Source organism: Bradyrhizobium sp. JYMT SZCCT0428 (assembly GCF_018131075.1).
Taxonomy (GTDB): Bacteria; Pseudomonadota; Alphaproteobacteria; order Rhizobiales; family Xanthobacteraceae; genus Bradyrhizobium.
The window spans coordinates 156725-171663 of sequence record NZ_JAFCLS010000014.1 but is presented as its reverse complement, the minus strand read 5'-3'; the positions used below and the strand labels follow the sequence as shown (position 1 = coordinate 171663).

Genomic DNA, 14939 nt, shown 5'->3' with positions numbered 1-14939 from the left:
GAGCCCGGGCTCGTATCTCTGCGTATCTGAGGAAGCTGCGCCGATTGCGAAACGCGGCTCCCGCTCTAAACTGCCTTCCAACAACCCCAAGAGGAAACCATGTCCCCTCGCCGATCCAGCCGCCTTTCGCTGTGCGCCGCCGCCATCGGCGCGCTCGCCATTGCCGCGTTCGCCGTCACCCCCTCGCGCGCCGCGGAAGAAGCCGTGATCATCCCCCCGCCCGCCGCCGACGTGCAGCCGGCCAGCGGCCTCCAGACCGCGGTCCTTGCCGGCGGTTGCTTCTGGGGTGTCCAGGGCGTGTTCCAGCACACCGCGGGCGTGGTCAACGCCGTATCCGGTTACGCCGGCGGCACCAAGGCGACTGCCGACTACAATCTGGTCTCGATGGGAACTACGAATCATGCGGAAGTGGTCGAGGTCAAATACGACCCGAACAAGATCAGCTACGGCAAGATCCTGCAGATCTTCTTCTCTGTCGTGCACGATCCGACCCAGCTGAACCGCCAGGGCCCGGACACCGGCACGCAATATCGCTCGGCGATCTTCACCACCAGCGACGAGCAGAAAAAGGTCGCGGAGGCCTATATCGCCCAGCTCAACGCCGCCAAGGTCTACAAGAAGCCGATCGTGACCAAGGTCGGTCCGCTGGAGGCGTTTTATGCGGCGGAAGCCTATCACCAGGACTACATGACGCTGCACCCGAACCAGCCCTATATTGCCTTCAACGACATTCCGAAGGTCCATAACCTCAAGAAGATCTTTGCGAGCGACTACCTCGACAAGCCGACGCTGGTGAGCAGTGCGAAGGCCAGCAACTGAGGGACCAAATTCAAAGGAGACTCCATGTCCGACACCAAGACCAAGGTCGAGAAAAGCGAGGCCGAGTGGCGCCGCGAGCTGACGCCGATGCAGTATGCGGTGCTGCGCGAAAAGGCGACCGAGCGGCCGTTCTCCGGCGAATACGAGCATGAGCACCGCAAGGGCACCTATACCTGCGCCGGCTGCGGGCAGACGCTGTTCGAATCCGACGCCAAGTTCGATTCCGGCTGCGGCTGGCCGAGCTTCACCGCACCCGCCGTCGACAGCCATGTCGACGAGGAACGCGACGTCAGCCATGGCATGATCCGCACCGAGGTTTTGTGCTCGAAATGCAATGGCCATCTCGGCCACGTCTTCGAGGACGGCCCCGGCCCGACCGGCCTGCGCTACTGCATCAATTCGGCCGCGCTGAAGCTGGAGCCGAAATAGCTGGCATTCGCCGTCGTCCCCTACTCGTCATGCCCGGGCTTGACCCGGGCATCCATCGACTTCTCTCAAGATGATGGATTGCCGGGTCAAGCCCGCCAATGACGACAGATGGATAAATCGCACCTAACATTCGAACTCATTTCCCACCCCGTGCGACCAAGAGCTGGTCGCGCGGGGTTTTTCATTTTTCAGGGGTGCTTCTCCGGTTTGCCCGGCGCGCAAACAAGGAAAGTTCAGATGCAATTATCGAAACGTCTGCTGCTCGGTCTCGGCGCAGCCACCCTCATCATGGAGAGCGTTGTGATCCAGCCCGCTTTTGCGGCCGACAAGGTCTCCCTGTTCAAGGTCATTACCGCCAAGGATGAAATCGTCATCGGCATCGCCGAGGACGATCTGGCGCAGATGGACGGCAAGAACGCCGGCGGCATCGCCAAGATGCTGGTCGCCAAGGGCTCGATGAGCGTCTGGCGATACGCCGTGCACAAATCCGCCTCGGGCGACCTCGAACAGGCGCCGCTGCACAAGATCGGCCTGCTCGCCTCGGACTCGCTGCGCGTCGAGCCCTACGCGACGCCGCTGAAGGTGCTGCCGATCGACGAGACGAAGAAGTGACGACGTAGCCGTCATCCCGGGGCGCGAAGCGAACCTCAGGTGCGCAATTGCGCACCCGGGATTTCGAGATTCCGGGTTCGCTTCGCGCCTCGGAATGACATTTCCCCCTTTCGGCGGAGCGAGAACTCGCGGCCTGGAGTATGCTTTGCTCCGGGCCGCGGGGCGTTTTCACCTGACGCCGGCCACGCTTTCAGGAGGCCGCCATGTCGCTTGGCACAATACTGATCATCATCCTGATTATTTTCCTCTTGGGCGGCTTCTCCGGCCGTTTTGGCGGCTATGGCTATGGTCTCGGCCATTCCGGCATGGGGCTAATCGGGGTGATCCTGATCGTGCTGCTCATCCTGGTGCTGCTGCGCAAACTTTAGGCGTCGTAGCCCATTGAAATAACAGGCCTTATTTCGGTCCGAAACGGCCCCAAAGCCAGCCATGCGCGGATTCAGCATCACCCCCGATCTGCGCATCAGGAGTCGCATTTCTGTCAAACAGGCTTATATTGGGGGTCGAAATGACGTGCACGGCGCGCCGCCCGGGATAGCGGCCCACCGTCATCCAATCCCCACTCGCTCGACGAACGAGCCAAAAAGATTGAGGTCACAAACCATGCGTCCATTCAGCTACGACACCGCAGCCGAACTGTTTCCTGCCGCGATCCGCAAGAAGAAGCGGGCTGGCTTTGCATATCGGCGTTTTGGCACCGCGGCCGAAGCGGTTCGCTTCGCGATCGAGGAGCTGCCGGCGGACTCGCTGAACGGCGCTTACTTGCAGGTGGAGGAAGCCCGCTTCGACCAGAGCGGCATCCGCACGCTCTATGAGAGCGAGGCCTTCCCGCTGACGCGCCGCCCCCGTGCGCCCGCCGCGACCGAAACCAACGCCGACGCTGCGTAACAGTTAAGCTTTCGAGCTGTCTGCCCTCGGACGATGTCCGGGGGCATTTTTTCGTGCGAGTATCTCTTAGTCTCCGTCATGCCCGGCCTTGTGCCGGGCATCCACGTCTTACTTCACCTAGGCAAGGTAGACGTGGATGGCCGGGACAAGCCCGGCCATGACGAAAGATTAGGATCACTCGTCACGAGCGCGGCTGCTTGTCGAGCCAGCGCTTGAGCATCCGCACGTTGCGGACGTTGGCGCGGAACATGACGTCGAAGGCGTCGCCCGCGACCGGCACCAGGCCGACTACGCCGTCGAGCGCGACATTGGCCAGCATCCGCGTCGTGATGTGCCAGGGCGCGCCGAGCGCGCGCGCCTCGCGCACCACCCACAGCGAGATCGCTGTCGTGATGATGTCGCCGACGACAGGGATCAGCCCGATCAGCCCGTCGATGCCGTAGCGGATCTTGGTGCCCGGCACGATGAAGGCGACGTCGAGCAGTTTCGACAGCGCTTCCAGCCGCGCCAGCCGCTGCTCGCGGGTGAGGTTGCCAAACGGGTTGGCGCTGGAATTCCCGAAGTCGATCCTGAAACCCTCGAATTGCCCGCGCAGGCCGGGGTCGGGGATCTCGCGCCCCTCCTGGTCGATCACAGGCCCACGGCCCTTCGCGCGGCCCTGTGAGGGACGTTCGGCGGCGCGGTTCGGCACAAAAATATCGTCGTTTGTCATGGCCATCAGATGGTAACGCAGAAGGCGTGTGCAAGTTGCGTCAAATTATCGCTGAACTCGCTGAGTTAGCACCTGTGCGGCCGTCGAAGTTCGTCCCAACAGTGCAGGAACCCACCTCCGTCATTGCGAGCGAAGCGAAGCAATCCATCGGGCCGCCAAGCAAGAATGGATTGCTTCGCTCCTCGCGATGACGTGGCTTGCAGTTCCGATTCAAAATTCAAACAGCTCAGTCTCAAACCCGTCATCCTGAGGTGCGAGCGCCAGCGAGCCTCGAAGGATGAATCGGCCACAGTCGGGCCGTCGTCCTTCGAGGCGCGCAAGAGCGCGCACCTCAGGATGACGGAGCTACCGTCAGACGCACCTTCGCGTTCCCGCGGCACATTGCGCCCGAGGTGTGCACCTTCTGGCTTGACACGATTTCTGAAAAGCGGAAGCTATTGTCACGATTCTACGTCGAGTGCACCGGCGCCTGTTCGTCGGCATACTTGTGTGCCAGCCACGACGACAGCACCGCGGGCACGCCGCCGACCAGCCCGTAGAGGATGAACTGAATCACGCCGGTGTCCGGGCCGCGCGAGCCATAGAGCAGTTCCGTGATCGTGAACCCGATCGCGCCCACGATGCATACCCGCACCCACCAGGGTATCCGCCGCACGTGGTACAGGATGTCGTCGATGGCGCCGATCATCAGCGCCGGCACGACGCCGAACAGATAGCTGTATTGCAGCGTCTTGGCGAAAGTGCCGAAGAATTTCCCGACCTCCTTCCAGTCGGTCTGAGCCCAGTAGCCCGAAGCCATCGTGATCGCGAACAGCATCAGCAACCCGCCGACGAACGGGCCGATAGCTCCGAAGATCAGATAGCGTTTCATGGACCGTCCTTTTCCAATCGCGGGATCAGATGCGGTCTCCGTCTTACGACGATCTTGCGAATAATTCGACAAGCTTGACGGACGCGTTGCGACACAATCCGCCGCCGCCCCTACTCGCCCCAGGCCGCGAACGCCTCGTTGAACGCCCGTTCGCCCGGCGCGCCCTTTTCGATCGCGATGATGGCGCGGCGCTGGTTGACGTAGACCAGCGGCACGTCGAACCAGGAACGCTCCTTCAGGAGCTGCAGATTGCGGGCGCGGTCGGCGTCGACGTTGGAGAGGCCGACCAGGAAGAAGCCGTCGGTGACCTTCACGGCGAGCCCGGCCAGCGGCGTGCCGCGCGCCTGCTCGTTGGATTTCATCAAGATGCCCGGCACGTTGCCGACGCCGCCGCCGGAGAAATCCTGCGGCAGGATGAAGGTGAGCTCCGCGGTGTGGCTTGCGGGCAGCGACGTGTCGGTGTTGCGGCGGAACGACATCGTCATCTTGAACTTGCGGTCGGGAATTTCGATGTCGGCGCGCACGCTGATGTCAGGCTTCTGGTTGCCGCTCGCCTTGATCGGTTCGGTACGCCAGATCACCGAGCCGACATATTGCTTGCCCTTGGGATCGGACGGGTCCTCGTCATACAGCACCACGCGCTGCGCCACCGGCGCCACCTGGTCCGACGACGGCTGGCCGACGCGATCGGGGATCTTCGGCTTCGACTGCGGCGCCGCGGGATCCTTCGGCGCTTCGACGACGGGTGAGGATTTGAACAGGCTGCTCACCACGTTGATGGCGGACTTGCCCCCTACCATCGCAGCGCCGATCACGACCAGCACGATGCCGACCGCGATCGCGCTCTTGAACGGGAATGCCGCGCCGACCCGGCGTGCCTTTTTCGGCTCGCGGTCGCGATCCTGCGACAGCCGCGAACGCTGCGGCGGCGGCTGCATCGGGGAAGCCTGCGGCGAATAGCGGTCGGCCTCCTCGAGCGACTCTTCATAGGAATACGGCGCTTCCGGATCGGCGCCGCGGTTCTCCATGCTCGGCTCCAGCCGGTCGAACTCCGGCGTGGGCGAGGGTACGTTGGCGTAGGTCTTGCGCGCCGAGCGGTTGGCCTGCGCGGCGGCGCGGCCGAGATCGTCGGCGTCGGCGGCGATGTCGCGGAAGCCGCGCATGCCCGGGGGCTGCGGCATCTGCGGCGCTGAATTGTCGGGGCCGCGGCGCGCCGCGCCTGACCGTTCACGGGTCGGCGGCAGCGTAGGCTCCTGCGCCGGCAGCTGCGGCGGACGTGGCGGCGGCGGCGGCAAATCGGGCCGCAGGTTGCGCGGCGCGCGTTGCTGGTCGCCGTCACCGGACGGCGGACGGGGTTCGCGCGCGGGCGGCGGCGAAGCCGGGCGCGGACGGGGTGGGCTCGCTGCAGGCGCGCCGGATTCCGGCGGGCGCGCATTGGCGCGGCGGAAGGCGTCGCCGCCACGCGAAGCCCCGGCGCCGCCGGGCCGCGAGGCGTCACGGGCGCGCTGGGCGGCCTCGGATTCGACCTTGCGGACGGCCTCTTCCAGCGACAGCCGCTCCCGGGTGATTTCCGATTCGCTCAGCGGCGGCTGCACGCTGCGCAGCTGCGCGATCAGCGCCGAGCGGGCCCGCTCATAGAGCGCACGGCGGCTCTCGCCGGGAGCACTGGGGTCCAGTCCGGCAATGGCGCGGGCGATCAGCGGGTAGTAGTCAGCCATAACGACTCAACAATGCGGACTTATGGGTAACAACTCGTTAAGCCTCGAACGGGTTTTGAACGAGAATAGTATCCTCGCGTTCCGGGCTGGTGGAAAGCAAGGCGATCGGACAGCCCACCAATTCCTCGACCCGGCGGACATATTTAATGGCCTGGGCCGGCAGATCCGCCCAGGAACGGGCATTGGCGGTCGGCTCCTTCCAGCCTTCGATGGTCTCGTAGATCGGCACCACCCGGGCCTGGGCGCCCTCGCCGGCCGGCAGATGGTCGATTTCCTTGCCGTCCAGCATGTAGCCGGTGCAGACCTCGATCGTGTCGAAGCCGTCGAGAATATCGAGTTTGGTCAAGGCGAGGCCCGTGATGCCGCAGGTTCTTGCGGCTTGTCGTACCAAGACGGCGTCGAACCAGCCGCAACGCCGCGGCCGGCCGGTATTGGTGCCGAACTCGCGGCCCCGCTCGCCGATCTTGCGGCCGATCTCATTGTCCAGTTCGGTCGGGAACGGGCCCTGACCGACCCTCGTCGTATAGGCCTTGCAGATGCCAAGTACATAGCCGACCGCGCTCGGCCCGAGGCCGCTGCCGGTCGCGGCCTGCGCCGCCACCGTGTTGGACGAGGTGACATAGGGGTAGGTGCCGTGGTCGACGTCGAGCAGCGCGCCCTGCGCGCCCTCGAACAGGATGCGCTTGCCCTCGCGGCGCTTGAGATCGAGCAGCCGCCACACCGTCTCGGCGTAGGGCAACAAATGCGGCGCCAGCGCGGTGAGGTCCTTCAGGATGACACGGCCGTCGAACTCCTCCAGCCCGAGGCCGCGGCGCAGCGCGTTGTGGTGCGCCAGCAGGCGGTCGATCTTGTGCGGCAGGGTGTCGAGGTCGGCCAGGTCCATCAGGCGGATGGCGCGGCGACCGACCTTGTCCTCATAGGCCGGGCCGATGCCGCGGCGGGTGGTGCCGATCGCGGTGCCGGCGTTGGATGATTCGCGCAGGGCGTCGAGCTCGCGGTGCAGCGGCAGGATCAGCGTGACGTTCTCCGCGATGCGGAGATTTTCCGGGCTGATGGCGACGCCCTGGCCCCTCAGCCGGGTGACCTCGTCGAGGAAGGCCTGCGGATCGAACACCACGCCATTGCCGATGACGCCCAGTTTCGAGGGCCGCAGCACGCCGGACGGCAGTAGCGCCAGCTTGTAGGTCTCGCCATTGATGACGAGCGTGTGGCCGGCATTGTGGCCGCCCTGGAAACGCACGACGATGTCAGCCTGCTCCGACAACCAGTCGACGATCTTGCCCTTCCCCTCGTCACCCCATTGGGCGCCGACGACGACAACATTGGCCATTTCTAAGCGTTTCCCTGCGACTCACGTGGTTTCAGCATGACCTCCCCGGAAAACTACTGTCCGACTTTCCGGATCATGCTTTAGATCGCCCAGCCCAAATCACGGCTTAAGGCCGTTCGCATGCGAGGCAGCCCAACCGGATAAAGGAAGCGGCCCGTCTAGGCAAGCAAGAAGGGAGCTTCGGGGGTCGTCAAAAAGGAGGACAACCCTTTGATATCCCCCAAAAATTTGTGGCGGCGCGAAGGCGGCGACATGAACGCGGAGTAATCTGGCAAATGTCTAAAACCACTCCTGCGACAAAGGCGCTGGAAAAGCTCGGCGTGAAGTTTGTGCTGCACAGCTATGTCTATGATTCCACCGCCGACAGCATCGGCCTGCAGGCGGCCGAGGCGCTCGGCGTCGACCCCTCCCGGATGCTGAAGACGCTGATGGCCGAGGTCGACGGCAAGCCGGTCTGTGTGGTGGTGCCGTCGGACGGCGAAGTCAGCATGAAGAAGCTCGCCAGCGCGTTCGGCGGCAAGGCCGCGAAGATGATGCGCCCGGCCGATGCCGAGCGGCTCACCGGCTATCATGTCGGCGGCATCTCGCCGTTCGGGCAGAAGAAGCGCGTGCCGGTCGCGATCGAGGCCACGGCGCTCGGCCACGCGACCGTGTTCCTCAATGGCGGGCAGCGCGGATTGCAGGTCGAGCTCGATCCAAGCGACGCGATGCAGGCGCTCGGCGCGATCGCGCCGGCGCTGACGGTGTGAGGATTCAAGACGCCGCGCGCAGTTTTGCTTCGGGGCTCGGCTGCGCGAAATCGCAGCGCTTGGCGACGACCAGGAACAGCAGCACCAGCGGCACCATCGATGCCAGCAGCGCGGCGCTGGCGACCAGCGCCGCCGCCGGCGATCCCCAGGCGTCCTGCAGGCTTCCGGCGGCGGTGGGTCCGGCCGCCATCAGCACGTAGAAGCAGGTATAGAACAGGCCGAAGCCCATCGAGCGGTCAGCCGGCTCGAGCACCCTGGCAGGCATCGACAGGATCGCACCCGACATCGGACCGATCGCGACGCCGAAAATCAGGCAGGCGATCGTCGAATGAAAATTCTCCACGAATAGCATCAGCGCACCGGCTGCGATCAAGCTGCAGGCAATGATTGCGGTGATCGGCCGGCCGGCGCGGTGCACGAGATAGCCACCGGCCGGAATGGCGAGAATGGTGAACCAGATCGACAGGCTCGTCAGCGACGCCGCAACCGTCGGCGAGGATCCCTGCGCCACCATCAACAGCGGCGCGTAGCTGAAGAACAGAACGCAGGCGAGATTCATTGCGCCCCAGATGGCGCCCGATATCACCACCGGGATCAGCGCCGCGCGTGGCAGCCGTCCGGGGCCGGCGGCCTCCGCCTCGGCCAGCTGCGCCGCGCGCGGTATCATCGCAAACGCCAGCAGCACCGCCACCGAACAGATCGCGCCCGACACCATCACCGCCTGCCAGCCGAGCGAATGGGCGATCCAGGTCTGGATCGGCAGCGCAATCATGGCGCCGAACGGCCAGCTCATCTGTAGGAACGACATCGCCAGCACCATCTCGCGGGCATCGAACCAGTCCGCCACCATCTTGGTCGCGACCAGCCCCACGACCGTGCCCCCGATCCCGCCAATCGTGCGGGCCGCCAGCGCGAAGGCGAGATCGCCGGAATAACTCAATGCCAGGCCGGAAACCGCCATCAGCAGCAGGCCCACGATCCCGAGCGTCTTTTCGCGGCCCCGGCTTCCGAGCAATCCGGCCGGGAATGCGACGATGACGCCCGGCAGCATATAGGCGCCGAGCAGCATGCCGATTTCCGAATAGCCGATGCCGAGATCGGCCATCAGAAGATTGGCCGCCGACCCGATCGATTGAAACTGGAATCCGATGGCCGCGCGCGTCGCGAACAACACCGCAAGGATGACCCACCTGCGTCCGGGCATACAGCTACTCCCGGGGTTCAATCGGTGCGTTCGCCGCTGAGCACGTTGGAGAACTCGGATAATTCATCCTCGGAGATCTCGTGCAGCGAGAGGCGCAGCTGCATGATCGCAAGATCGACCAGATGACCGGCAAAGGAGACGCCGCCGGAAACCAGCAAATTGCGCTGCTCTACCAGCACCGGAAGCACATTACGCAAACGACGCGCACTTAACTCATCCATAGCGATGCCCTTTGAGAGGTCGCTGCGACGTCGCGACCAGCCACTGGCCTGTGGTGGCGACGTCGGCGAAAAGTTCGATCGCCCTTGTGGCGAGCACATGCACGGCGGCGGCATCGGTATTGGGCCGCGACCGGCTCACGGATGCATCACTCAGGAAGGTGACGCTGTGCTCCCTGCGCGCGGCATCCATCGCCGTCGCAAGGCAGGTTTCCTCGGCGACAAGACCGGCAATGGCGAAGCTGCCGGCCTGCGAGACCACGCTTTCGAACAGATGATTGCTGTAGCAGGACGGCTGCTGGCGCTCGAACACCATGTCCGACCGCCGCGGCTCAAGACCGGAAATCCAGGCCGACTGGCTCGAGCGTTCGAGTATGCCCGGGCCATCCCCCCGACCCTCGGCTTGCCGCGTGAACGCGATCGGTATGGCGAACTCGCGCGCATGCCGGATCGCGGCCATGCAGTTGTTCAGCGACCGCTGGATGTCGCGCGCGTTGTCCCTGGCCAAAGCGGCGTAGTTTTTTTCCTGCAGGTCGACCATGATCAGCAGGCGGCCACGCGAGGCACCGACATAGGTTCGCAGATCAATAACCGAACTCATTGGACATCCGCCGCTTCGCAAACTCCCCGGCTGGTGGATTTTTCGAGGATGCCTGGTCTATCCCAGCGGCCTTCGGGACGAATGAGCACGTAGGGATCGTCGTTGAGGGTGATACATTGCGGATGCTTCTCGGTCTCGAGTCTGACCTCGACATAGTCAAAGTCGGAAAACACGAACTTGCGGCCGGGCGCGCGTTTGAAGCCACGTTGCTGCCAGAAGCCGAGCAGCCGGGTCTGCGCATGCGCGTACAGCACGCGATAGCCCTTCTTCCGGCACAGCTCGATGGCCGTGTCCACGATCTGGCCGGCCAGGCCGGCATTGCGACTTTCGTTGCGGACGGCCAGCCGTTCGAGCTTGGCGAAATCGGCAAAATAGCGGATCCGCATGCAGCCGACCGGCTCGCCATCCTTGTGGCAGATCAGATGGGTGGCGGAGAAATCGTTGCCGTCGAATTCCTCTTCAAACGGGCAGTGTTGTTCGCCCATGTAGACCGCTCCGCGGATCGCAATGACGCGCGCCATCTCGTCCATCGAGCGGACGACCTCGACGGTGACCGGCTCGGGCGGCATTGCCTTGACCCGCGGAAGATCCTTCGAGCGGTCGAACATCTGCAGATGCGGCGCGAACAATTCCTCGTAGCTCGCGCCCGGTTGGAAGCCGAGCGGCTCCAGCACCCGCAGGCCGCCCTTGGTGATGGGACGCGAATAGAGGTTGACGCCCTGGTAGAGCGGCGAGGAGATTTTCTGCAGCACCAGCGGGATCGCTGCCGCGAGCGTACCCTTGGCCTGGATCGCCCAGACATAGATGCCGGCCGGACGCTCGGATTGCCGCGCGACGTAGCACAGCTCGGGATCCTTGGTGTTGAGCCGGCCGTCGAGCAGCCGGCGCATGCCCTCATGGGTCAGCGGCAACACCGCAAGGAAGCCCTCGCCCTTGGGGTCGCTGATGTCGAACCGGTCGCTTCGCGCGATGGCCCAGAAAATATCGGGGTTGTGGCGTGCCGCCGCCTGGAGGACTTCGTTCTTGGTTAATCCCGGTATGTCGGCGCGGGCCCTGTCAACCAGCGAGGCGATGCCGGCGGCCCCGACGGTGAAAATCACCGTGCGTCTGGCCACTTGAAGATTGGTCATCCTCTCGAGAGAATGGGCCGTAGACCGGCTGGCGGGAACCGAGCGGCTGGCGCGAGCGTGCTCCCGGGCGGATTTTCTGATCAGATCGATGTCGAGCGCGTTCATTGATCGTCTCTTGATTGTGTAAAACTTGGTTTTCTGCCAATAATAGAAATATGGTTCTCTTAAATTAGAAGGCGACAAACGAGGCGATTTGTATGCACTCAGGTGAGCGCAGGGGCGCGCACAGCGGCGCGCACATGCCGGGACGAATGGCGAACTGGGATCTGGTCCGGATTTTCCTGGCGGTCGCCAGAACCGGAAGCTTCCGCGCCGCAGCTGCGGAGCTGAACATGTCCGCCAATTTCCTCAGCAAGCGTATTTCAGTCCTGGAGAATGCCTACAAGACGCCCCTGATGACCCGCCACGTCGACGGCATCAGACTGACGCCGGAAGGCGAGGCGGTTCTGGACGCCGCCAAACGGATGGAAGAGGCGTCCTTCGGGCTCGACCGCGCGCTAAGCCGGGCGACGCCGGCGCTCACCGGCGAGGTCCGGCTTGCTGTGACCGAGGGGCTCGGCACGTTCTGGCTGGCGCCCCGGCTGGTCGAATTCCAGCGGGTCTATTCCGGACTGCTGGTCGATCTGAAATGCGAGATGCGATCCGCGGACGTGCTCCGGCTCGAAGCCGATGTCGCCGTGCAACTCGAAGAGCCCTGCAATCCCAACCTGAAGCGGGTCAAGATCGGCCGGCTTCACATCATGCCATTCGTCAGTCCGTCCTATGTCGAGATCTACGGCATGCCGACAGACCTGAACGACCTGCAGCAAAATCATCGCATGGTGATTCAGGACGCAGAGCAGACCAAAGGCAAGGAGATGTACGAACGGCATGCCGCACGCGAACAGCTCGGCTTTGTCGCGATGCGCAACAACGTCTCCAGCGCGCATGTCTGGGCCGTCTCCAAAGGCGCCGGCATCGGCTGGTTGCCGACTTACATACCGGCGATCGCCGGGCCCCTGATTCCGCTCGATCTCGGCGTCCAGTTTCCGCTCGATATCTGGCTCACCTATCATCCCGATGCGAAGCGGATTCCACGCGTCAAGCAATTGATCGACTGGACCATCCAGGCGTTCGACGGCCGCAAATATCCGTGGTTTCGGGATGAGTTTGTCCATCCCGACGATTTGCAGAAAACCTACAAGGGCGAGCCGCTGGTGAATCTGTTCGCTGGTTTCATGAAAGAATCACGGTCAAAGATTGGCTGAGCGAGACAAATGAGCAAGTCGACCGACGGGCAAATCGATCAACTGGTGAAGGCGCGCTGGCTCGCGCTCGGGCTTTCGCAGAACGATCTTGCGGAAGTACTCGGAGCCCCCGGCCAGCCGACGCAAACCAACAACGGGTCGGGCCGCGTCAGCGTCGGCCGCCTGATGCAAGTGGCGGACGCGCTCGGCGTTTCCCACGATCTGTTCGAAGGCCTGTCGCCGTCGACCAAGCCGCAAAAGCCGCAATCCGATATCGCCAATTCCGATACGATGCAGGCGCTGCTCGAACTGCGTTTGCTGCGCGTGTTCCGCGAGCTGCAGGACAGCAATACCAAACGGATGCTGATCCAGCTCGCCGAGCAGATCGTCAAGCGTCAGACCGCGGGCCCCGACGAAGCGGGTTAGCCGGAACGCTGCGCAACTCCCTCCACGCATGGTCGCGATGCATCTGCCCCATTGATGAACGCGGCAAATCGGTGTCTGTGACACAGGCCGGGCGACCTTCTCCGGCCCGGCTTGCATCGCCGGGCGGGCCGCGGCGTCATGAACCGGGCCTTGTTTTTGCGAATGTCTGCTTCCCAACCCAACTCGCCCGCGCAGCCTGCGACATGGATCGCCAACCAGCCCTATTTGTTGCTCAGCATCACCGCGCTGTGCTGGGCCGGCAACGCCATCGTCGGCCGCCTCGCCGCCGGGCATATCCCGCCGGTGACGCTGTCGTTCCTGCGCTGGTCGTTCGCGTTCCTCATCATCCTTCCTTTTGCCTGGAAACATCTGGTGCGCGACTGGGCTGCGATCCGCGGCCGCCTCGGCATCATGATCTTTCTGTCGATCGCCGGCATCGGCGCCTTCAACACCCTGCAATACTGGGCGCTCGAACACACCCAGGCGCTCAACACGCTGCTGCTGCAATCGGCCGGGCCGTTGATCGTCGCAGTGTGGTCGCTGATCCTGTTCGGCACGCGGCTGACGCTGGCCCAGGCCGGCGGGGTTCTGCTGTCGCTGGCCGGCGTGCTGGTGATCCTGCTGCACGGCGATCTCACCACGCTCAAGAACATCGAGTTCAACAAAGGCGACCTCATCTTCACCGTGGCGCTGGCGATCTTCGGGCTTTATTCGGTGCTGTCGCTGAAGCGCCCCGCCATCCATGGCCTGTCGTTCGTCGCCTTCACCTTCGGCGCCGGCGCGGCCTGCCTGATCCCGCTGTTCATCTGGGAACTGTTCGCACGGCCCCTGATGCGGATCGACACCGCCAACCTGCTGACGCTGTTTTATGTGGCGCTGTTTCCCTCGACGCTGGCCTATCTCTGCTTCAATCGCGGCGTGCAGCTGATCGGCGCCAACCGCGCCGCCCCCTTCTTTCATGTGGTGCCGGTGTTCGGAACCGTGATGTCGATCGCCTTCCTCGGCGAGCACCCGCAGCCGTTCCATTTCCTGGGCTTTGCGCTGGTCCTGACCGGGGTGTTTGTGGCGTCGCGAAAGCAGCCCAGCTAGTTTTGGACAGCCTGGTTGCGGTGACTTGCAGCGGCAAATCCGTTATCTATCGGGCCTGCTTCGCAGGATTTCACTGATGGCGCGCGCCAGCAATCTGATGATCGGGACCTTGACCCTGGCGTTGATCGCCGGGTCGCTCGGCTCGTTCCTTGGCTATCAGAAATTCGCCAGCAATAAGCAGAAGACGCCGTTCCGGGTGATCTTCGAGGGCTCCGCCTCCGGCCTGCGCCAGGGCGGCAGCGTGAATTTCGCAGGGGTCCGGGTCGGCGAAGTGGTGTCGATGAAACTGGACCACCCGCGCCGCGTCGTCGTGCTCACCATGATCGACGGCAACACCCCGGTGCGCCGGGACACCCAGGTCGGCCTCGAATTCCAGGGCCTGACCGGCATCGCCGCGATCTCCTTTACCGGCGGCACGGTCGATCCGCCGCCGCTCGGCGCCGACGGTATTCCCGAACTGACCGCGGATCCGGAAGGACTGCTGGACATGCAGGAAAGGATCCGCGTGGCGCTGCGCAACGTCGACAAGATCATTGCCGACAATGAAGTCGCCGTGAAAGACACGCTGCGCAACTTCGAAACGTTCACGGCCTCGCTGTCCGGCAGTGGCGAGCGGATCAGCAACATCATCGGCACCGCCGACGACGGCATCAACGCGGTCGACGGAGCGCTGACCAAGACCAGGGATTTCCTCGGCGGGCTCGGCAGCGACAAATATGGCGGCGACCTGTTGCCGACCGTGATTTCGATGCGCGAACTGATCGTAAGCTTCGACAAGAAGTCCGACACGGCGCTGAAAGAAGCCCGAAAAATGCTGATCGACCTCAGCCAGTCCATCAACAACAGCAAGTTTGCCGCGCCCCCCGCCAGACGCTAAAGCGCTCTTTGTTTGAGCATGATCTTTTTCGGAAAACCGC

At 63.8% G+C, this 14939-nt stretch carries 18 protein-coding genes; 10 read left to right on the top strand and 8 right to left on the bottom strand.

What is annotated here, in order from left to right; translation table 11 throughout:
• Positions 1 to 99 precede the first annotated feature (99 nt).
• The 5 genes from msrA to JQ575_RS16840 all read left to right on the top strand — a co-directional run bounded on the left by msrA (position 100) and on the right by JQ575_RS16840 (position 2748).
• Positions 100 to 819, top strand: coding sequence for a peptide-methionine (S)-S-oxide reductase MsrA (msrA, locus tag JQ575_RS16860; RefSeq protein ID WP_212034342.1), 720 nt, complete (start codon positions 100 to 102; stop codon positions 817 to 819).
• 24 nt (positions 820 to 843) lie between these two features.
• On the top strand, positions 844 to 1248 hold the full coding sequence (gene msrB, locus JQ575_RS16855; protein WP_212034341.1) for a peptide-methionine (R)-S-oxide reductase MsrB: 405 nt from the start codon (positions 844 to 846) through the stop codon (positions 1246 to 1248).
• Positions 1249 to 1485: 237 nt separating this feature from the next.
• Complete coding sequence (locus tag JQ575_RS16850) at positions 1486 to 1860, top strand: hypothetical protein (protein WP_249119324.1); 375 nt, start codon at positions 1486 to 1488, stop codon at positions 1858 to 1860.
• 203 nt (positions 1861 to 2063) lie between these two features.
• The gene (locus JQ575_RS16845) at positions 2064 to 2228 is read left to right on the top strand and encodes a DUF3309 family protein (protein ID WP_212034340.1); all 165 of its coding nucleotides are present in this window, start codon (positions 2064 to 2066) and stop codon (positions 2226 to 2228) included.
• Positions 2229 to 2463: 235 nt separating this feature from the next.
• Positions 2464 to 2748 carry a hypothetical protein gene (locus tag JQ575_RS16840; RefSeq protein WP_192737574.1) on the top strand — a complete coding sequence of 95 codons (285 nt, stop codon included), beginning with the start codon at positions 2464 to 2466 and terminating at the stop codon, positions 2746 to 2748.
• A 181-nt stretch (positions 2749 to 2929) separates the two neighbouring features.
• Here JQ575_RS16840 and JQ575_RS16835 read toward each other — a convergent pair whose 3' ends face one another.
• From JQ575_RS16835 to JQ575_RS16820, 4 genes are all read right to left on the bottom strand, one after another.
• Complete coding sequence (locus JQ575_RS16835; RefSeq protein ID WP_212034339.1) at positions 2930 to 3466, bottom strand: DUF4112 domain-containing protein; 537 nt, start codon at positions 3464 to 3466, stop codon at positions 2930 to 2932.
• 442 nt (positions 3467 to 3908) lie between these two features.
• On the bottom strand, positions 3909 to 4331 hold the full coding sequence (locus JQ575_RS16830) for a DUF5413 family protein (protein WP_212034338.1): 423 nt from the start codon (positions 4329 to 4331) through the stop codon (positions 3909 to 3911).
• Between the two features lie 110 nt (positions 4332 to 4441).
• Positions 4442 to 6049: a hypothetical protein gene (locus JQ575_RS16825; RefSeq protein ID WP_212034337.1), complete on the bottom strand. Its 1608-nt coding sequence runs from the start codon at positions 6047 to 6049 to the stop codon at positions 4442 to 4444.
• A 37-nt stretch (positions 6050 to 6086) separates the two neighbouring features.
• The gene (locus tag JQ575_RS16820; RefSeq protein ID WP_212034336.1) at positions 6087 to 7379 is read right to left on the bottom strand and encodes an adenylosuccinate synthase; all 1293 of its coding nucleotides are present in this window, start codon (positions 7377 to 7379) and stop codon (positions 6087 to 6089) included.
• A 275-nt stretch (positions 7380 to 7654) separates the two neighbouring features.
• Here JQ575_RS16820 and ybaK point away from each other — a divergent pair, with 275 nt between their 5' ends.
• Positions 7655 to 8128, top strand: a complete 474-nt coding sequence (ybaK, locus tag JQ575_RS16815) for a Cys-tRNA(Pro) deacylase (RefSeq protein WP_212034335.1) — start codon at positions 7655 to 7657, stop codon at positions 8126 to 8128.
• Positions 8129 to 8132: 4 nt separating this feature from the next.
• Here ybaK and JQ575_RS16810 read toward each other — a convergent pair whose 3' ends face one another.
• The 4 genes from JQ575_RS16810 to JQ575_RS44640 are packed head-to-tail and all read right to left on the bottom strand — an operon-like array spanning position 8133 to position 11386.
• The gene (locus JQ575_RS16810) at positions 8133 to 9332 is read right to left on the bottom strand and encodes an MFS transporter (protein ID WP_212034334.1); all 1200 of its coding nucleotides are present in this window, start codon (positions 9330 to 9332) and stop codon (positions 8133 to 8135) included.
• 17 nt (positions 9333 to 9349) lie between these two features.
• A complete protein-coding gene (locus tag JQ575_RS16805; RefSeq protein ID WP_192737581.1) occupies positions 9350 to 9553 on the bottom strand; it encodes a hypothetical protein in 204 nt (67 codons plus the stop codon).
• Entirely contained in the window at positions 9546 to 10151 is a 606-nt protein-coding gene (locus JQ575_RS16800; RefSeq protein ID WP_212034333.1) for an isochorismatase family protein, read from the bottom strand. Before JQ575_RS16800 ends, JQ575_RS16805 begins: the two co-directional genes overlap by 8 nt.
• On the bottom strand, positions 10148 to 11386 hold the full coding sequence (locus JQ575_RS44640) for a GNAT family N-acetyltransferase (RefSeq protein WP_249166686.1): 1239 nt from the start codon (positions 11384 to 11386) through the stop codon (positions 10148 to 10150). The genes JQ575_RS16800 and JQ575_RS44640 overlap by 4 nt, the downstream gene beginning before the upstream one ends.
• 92 nt (positions 11387 to 11478) lie before the next feature.
• Between JQ575_RS44640 and JQ575_RS16790 the strand changes: the two genes are divergently transcribed.
• From JQ575_RS16790 to JQ575_RS16775, 4 genes are all read left to right on the top strand, one after another.
• Positions 11479 to 12528, top strand: a complete 1050-nt coding sequence (locus tag JQ575_RS16790; RefSeq protein ID WP_212034332.1) for a LysR family transcriptional regulator — start codon at positions 11479 to 11481, stop codon at positions 12526 to 12528.
• 9 nt (positions 12529 to 12537) lie between these two features.
• Positions 12538 to 12933 carry a helix-turn-helix transcriptional regulator gene (locus JQ575_RS16785; protein WP_212034331.1) on the top strand — a complete coding sequence of 132 codons (396 nt, stop codon included), beginning with the start codon at positions 12538 to 12540 and terminating at the stop codon, positions 12931 to 12933.
• A gap of 162 nt (positions 12934 to 13095) precedes the next feature.
• Entirely contained in the window at positions 13096 to 14022 is a 927-nt protein-coding gene (locus JQ575_RS16780) for a DMT family transporter (RefSeq protein ID WP_212034330.1), read from the top strand.
• Positions 14023 to 14098: 76 nt separating this feature from the next.
• A complete protein-coding gene (locus JQ575_RS16775) occupies positions 14099 to 14899 on the top strand; it encodes an MlaD family protein (RefSeq protein ID WP_212034329.1) in 801 nt (266 codons plus the stop codon).
• The last annotated feature ends 40 nt before the right edge of the window (positions 14900 to 14939 follow it).

Excerpts from the sequence above, each read along its gene's own strand:
- msrA (WP_212034342.1), top strand. The coding sequence starts at position 100 with ATGTCCCCTCGCCGATCCAGCCGCCTTTCGCTGTGCGCCGCCGCCATC.
- msrB (WP_212034341.1), top strand. The coding sequence starts at position 844 with ATGTCCGACACCAAGACCAAGGTCGAGAAAAGCGAGGCCGAGTGGCGC.
- JQ575_RS16850 (WP_249119324.1), top strand. The coding sequence starts at position 1,486 with ATGCAATTATCGAAACGTCTGCTGCTCGGTCTCGGCGCAGCCACCCTC.
- JQ575_RS16845 (WP_212034340.1), top strand. The coding sequence starts at position 2,064 with ATGTCGCTTGGCACAATACTGATCATCATCCTGATTATTTTCCTCTTG.
- JQ575_RS16840 (WP_192737574.1), top strand. The coding sequence starts at position 2,464 with ATGCGTCCATTCAGCTACGACACCGCAGCCGAACTGTTTCCTGCCGCG.
- JQ575_RS16835 (WP_212034339.1), bottom strand. The coding sequence starts at position 3,466 with ATGGCCATGACAAACGACGATATTTTTGTGCCGAACCGCGCCGCCGAA.
- JQ575_RS16830 (WP_212034338.1), bottom strand. The coding sequence starts at position 4,331 with ATGAAACGCTATCTGATCTTCGGAGCTATCGGCCCGTTCGTCGGCGGG.
- JQ575_RS16825 (WP_212034337.1), bottom strand. The coding sequence starts at position 6,049 with ATGGCTGACTACTACCCGCTGATCGCCCGCGCCATTGCCGGACTGGAC.
- JQ575_RS16820 (WP_212034336.1), bottom strand. The coding sequence starts at position 7,379 with ATGGCCAATGTTGTCGTCGTCGGCGCCCAATGGGGTGACGAGGGGAAG.
- ybaK (WP_212034335.1), top strand. The coding sequence starts at position 7,655 with ATGTCTAAAACCACTCCTGCGACAAAGGCGCTGGAAAAGCTCGGCGTG.
- JQ575_RS16810 (WP_212034334.1), bottom strand. The coding sequence starts at position 9,332 with ATGCCCGGACGCAGGTGGGTCATCCTTGCGGTGTTGTTCGCGACGCGC.
- JQ575_RS16805 (WP_192737581.1), bottom strand. The coding sequence starts at position 9,553 with ATGGATGAGTTAAGTGCGCGTCGTTTGCGTAATGTGCTTCCGGTGCTG.
- JQ575_RS16800 (WP_212034333.1), bottom strand. The coding sequence starts at position 10,151 with ATGAGTTCGGTTATTGATCTGCGAACCTATGTCGGTGCCTCGCGTGGC.
- JQ575_RS44640 (WP_249166686.1), bottom strand. The coding sequence starts at position 11,386 with ATGAACGCGCTCGACATCGATCTGATCAGAAAATCCGCCCGGGAGCAC.
- JQ575_RS16790 (WP_212034332.1), top strand. The coding sequence starts at position 11,479 with ATGCACTCAGGTGAGCGCAGGGGCGCGCACAGCGGCGCGCACATGCCG.
- JQ575_RS16785 (WP_212034331.1), top strand. The coding sequence starts at position 12,538 with ATGAGCAAGTCGACCGACGGGCAAATCGATCAACTGGTGAAGGCGCGC.
- JQ575_RS16780 (WP_212034330.1), top strand. The coding sequence starts at position 13,096 with ATGTCTGCTTCCCAACCCAACTCGCCCGCGCAGCCTGCGACATGGATC.
- JQ575_RS16775 (WP_212034329.1), top strand. The coding sequence starts at position 14,099 with ATGGCGCGCGCCAGCAATCTGATGATCGGGACCTTGACCCTGGCGTTG.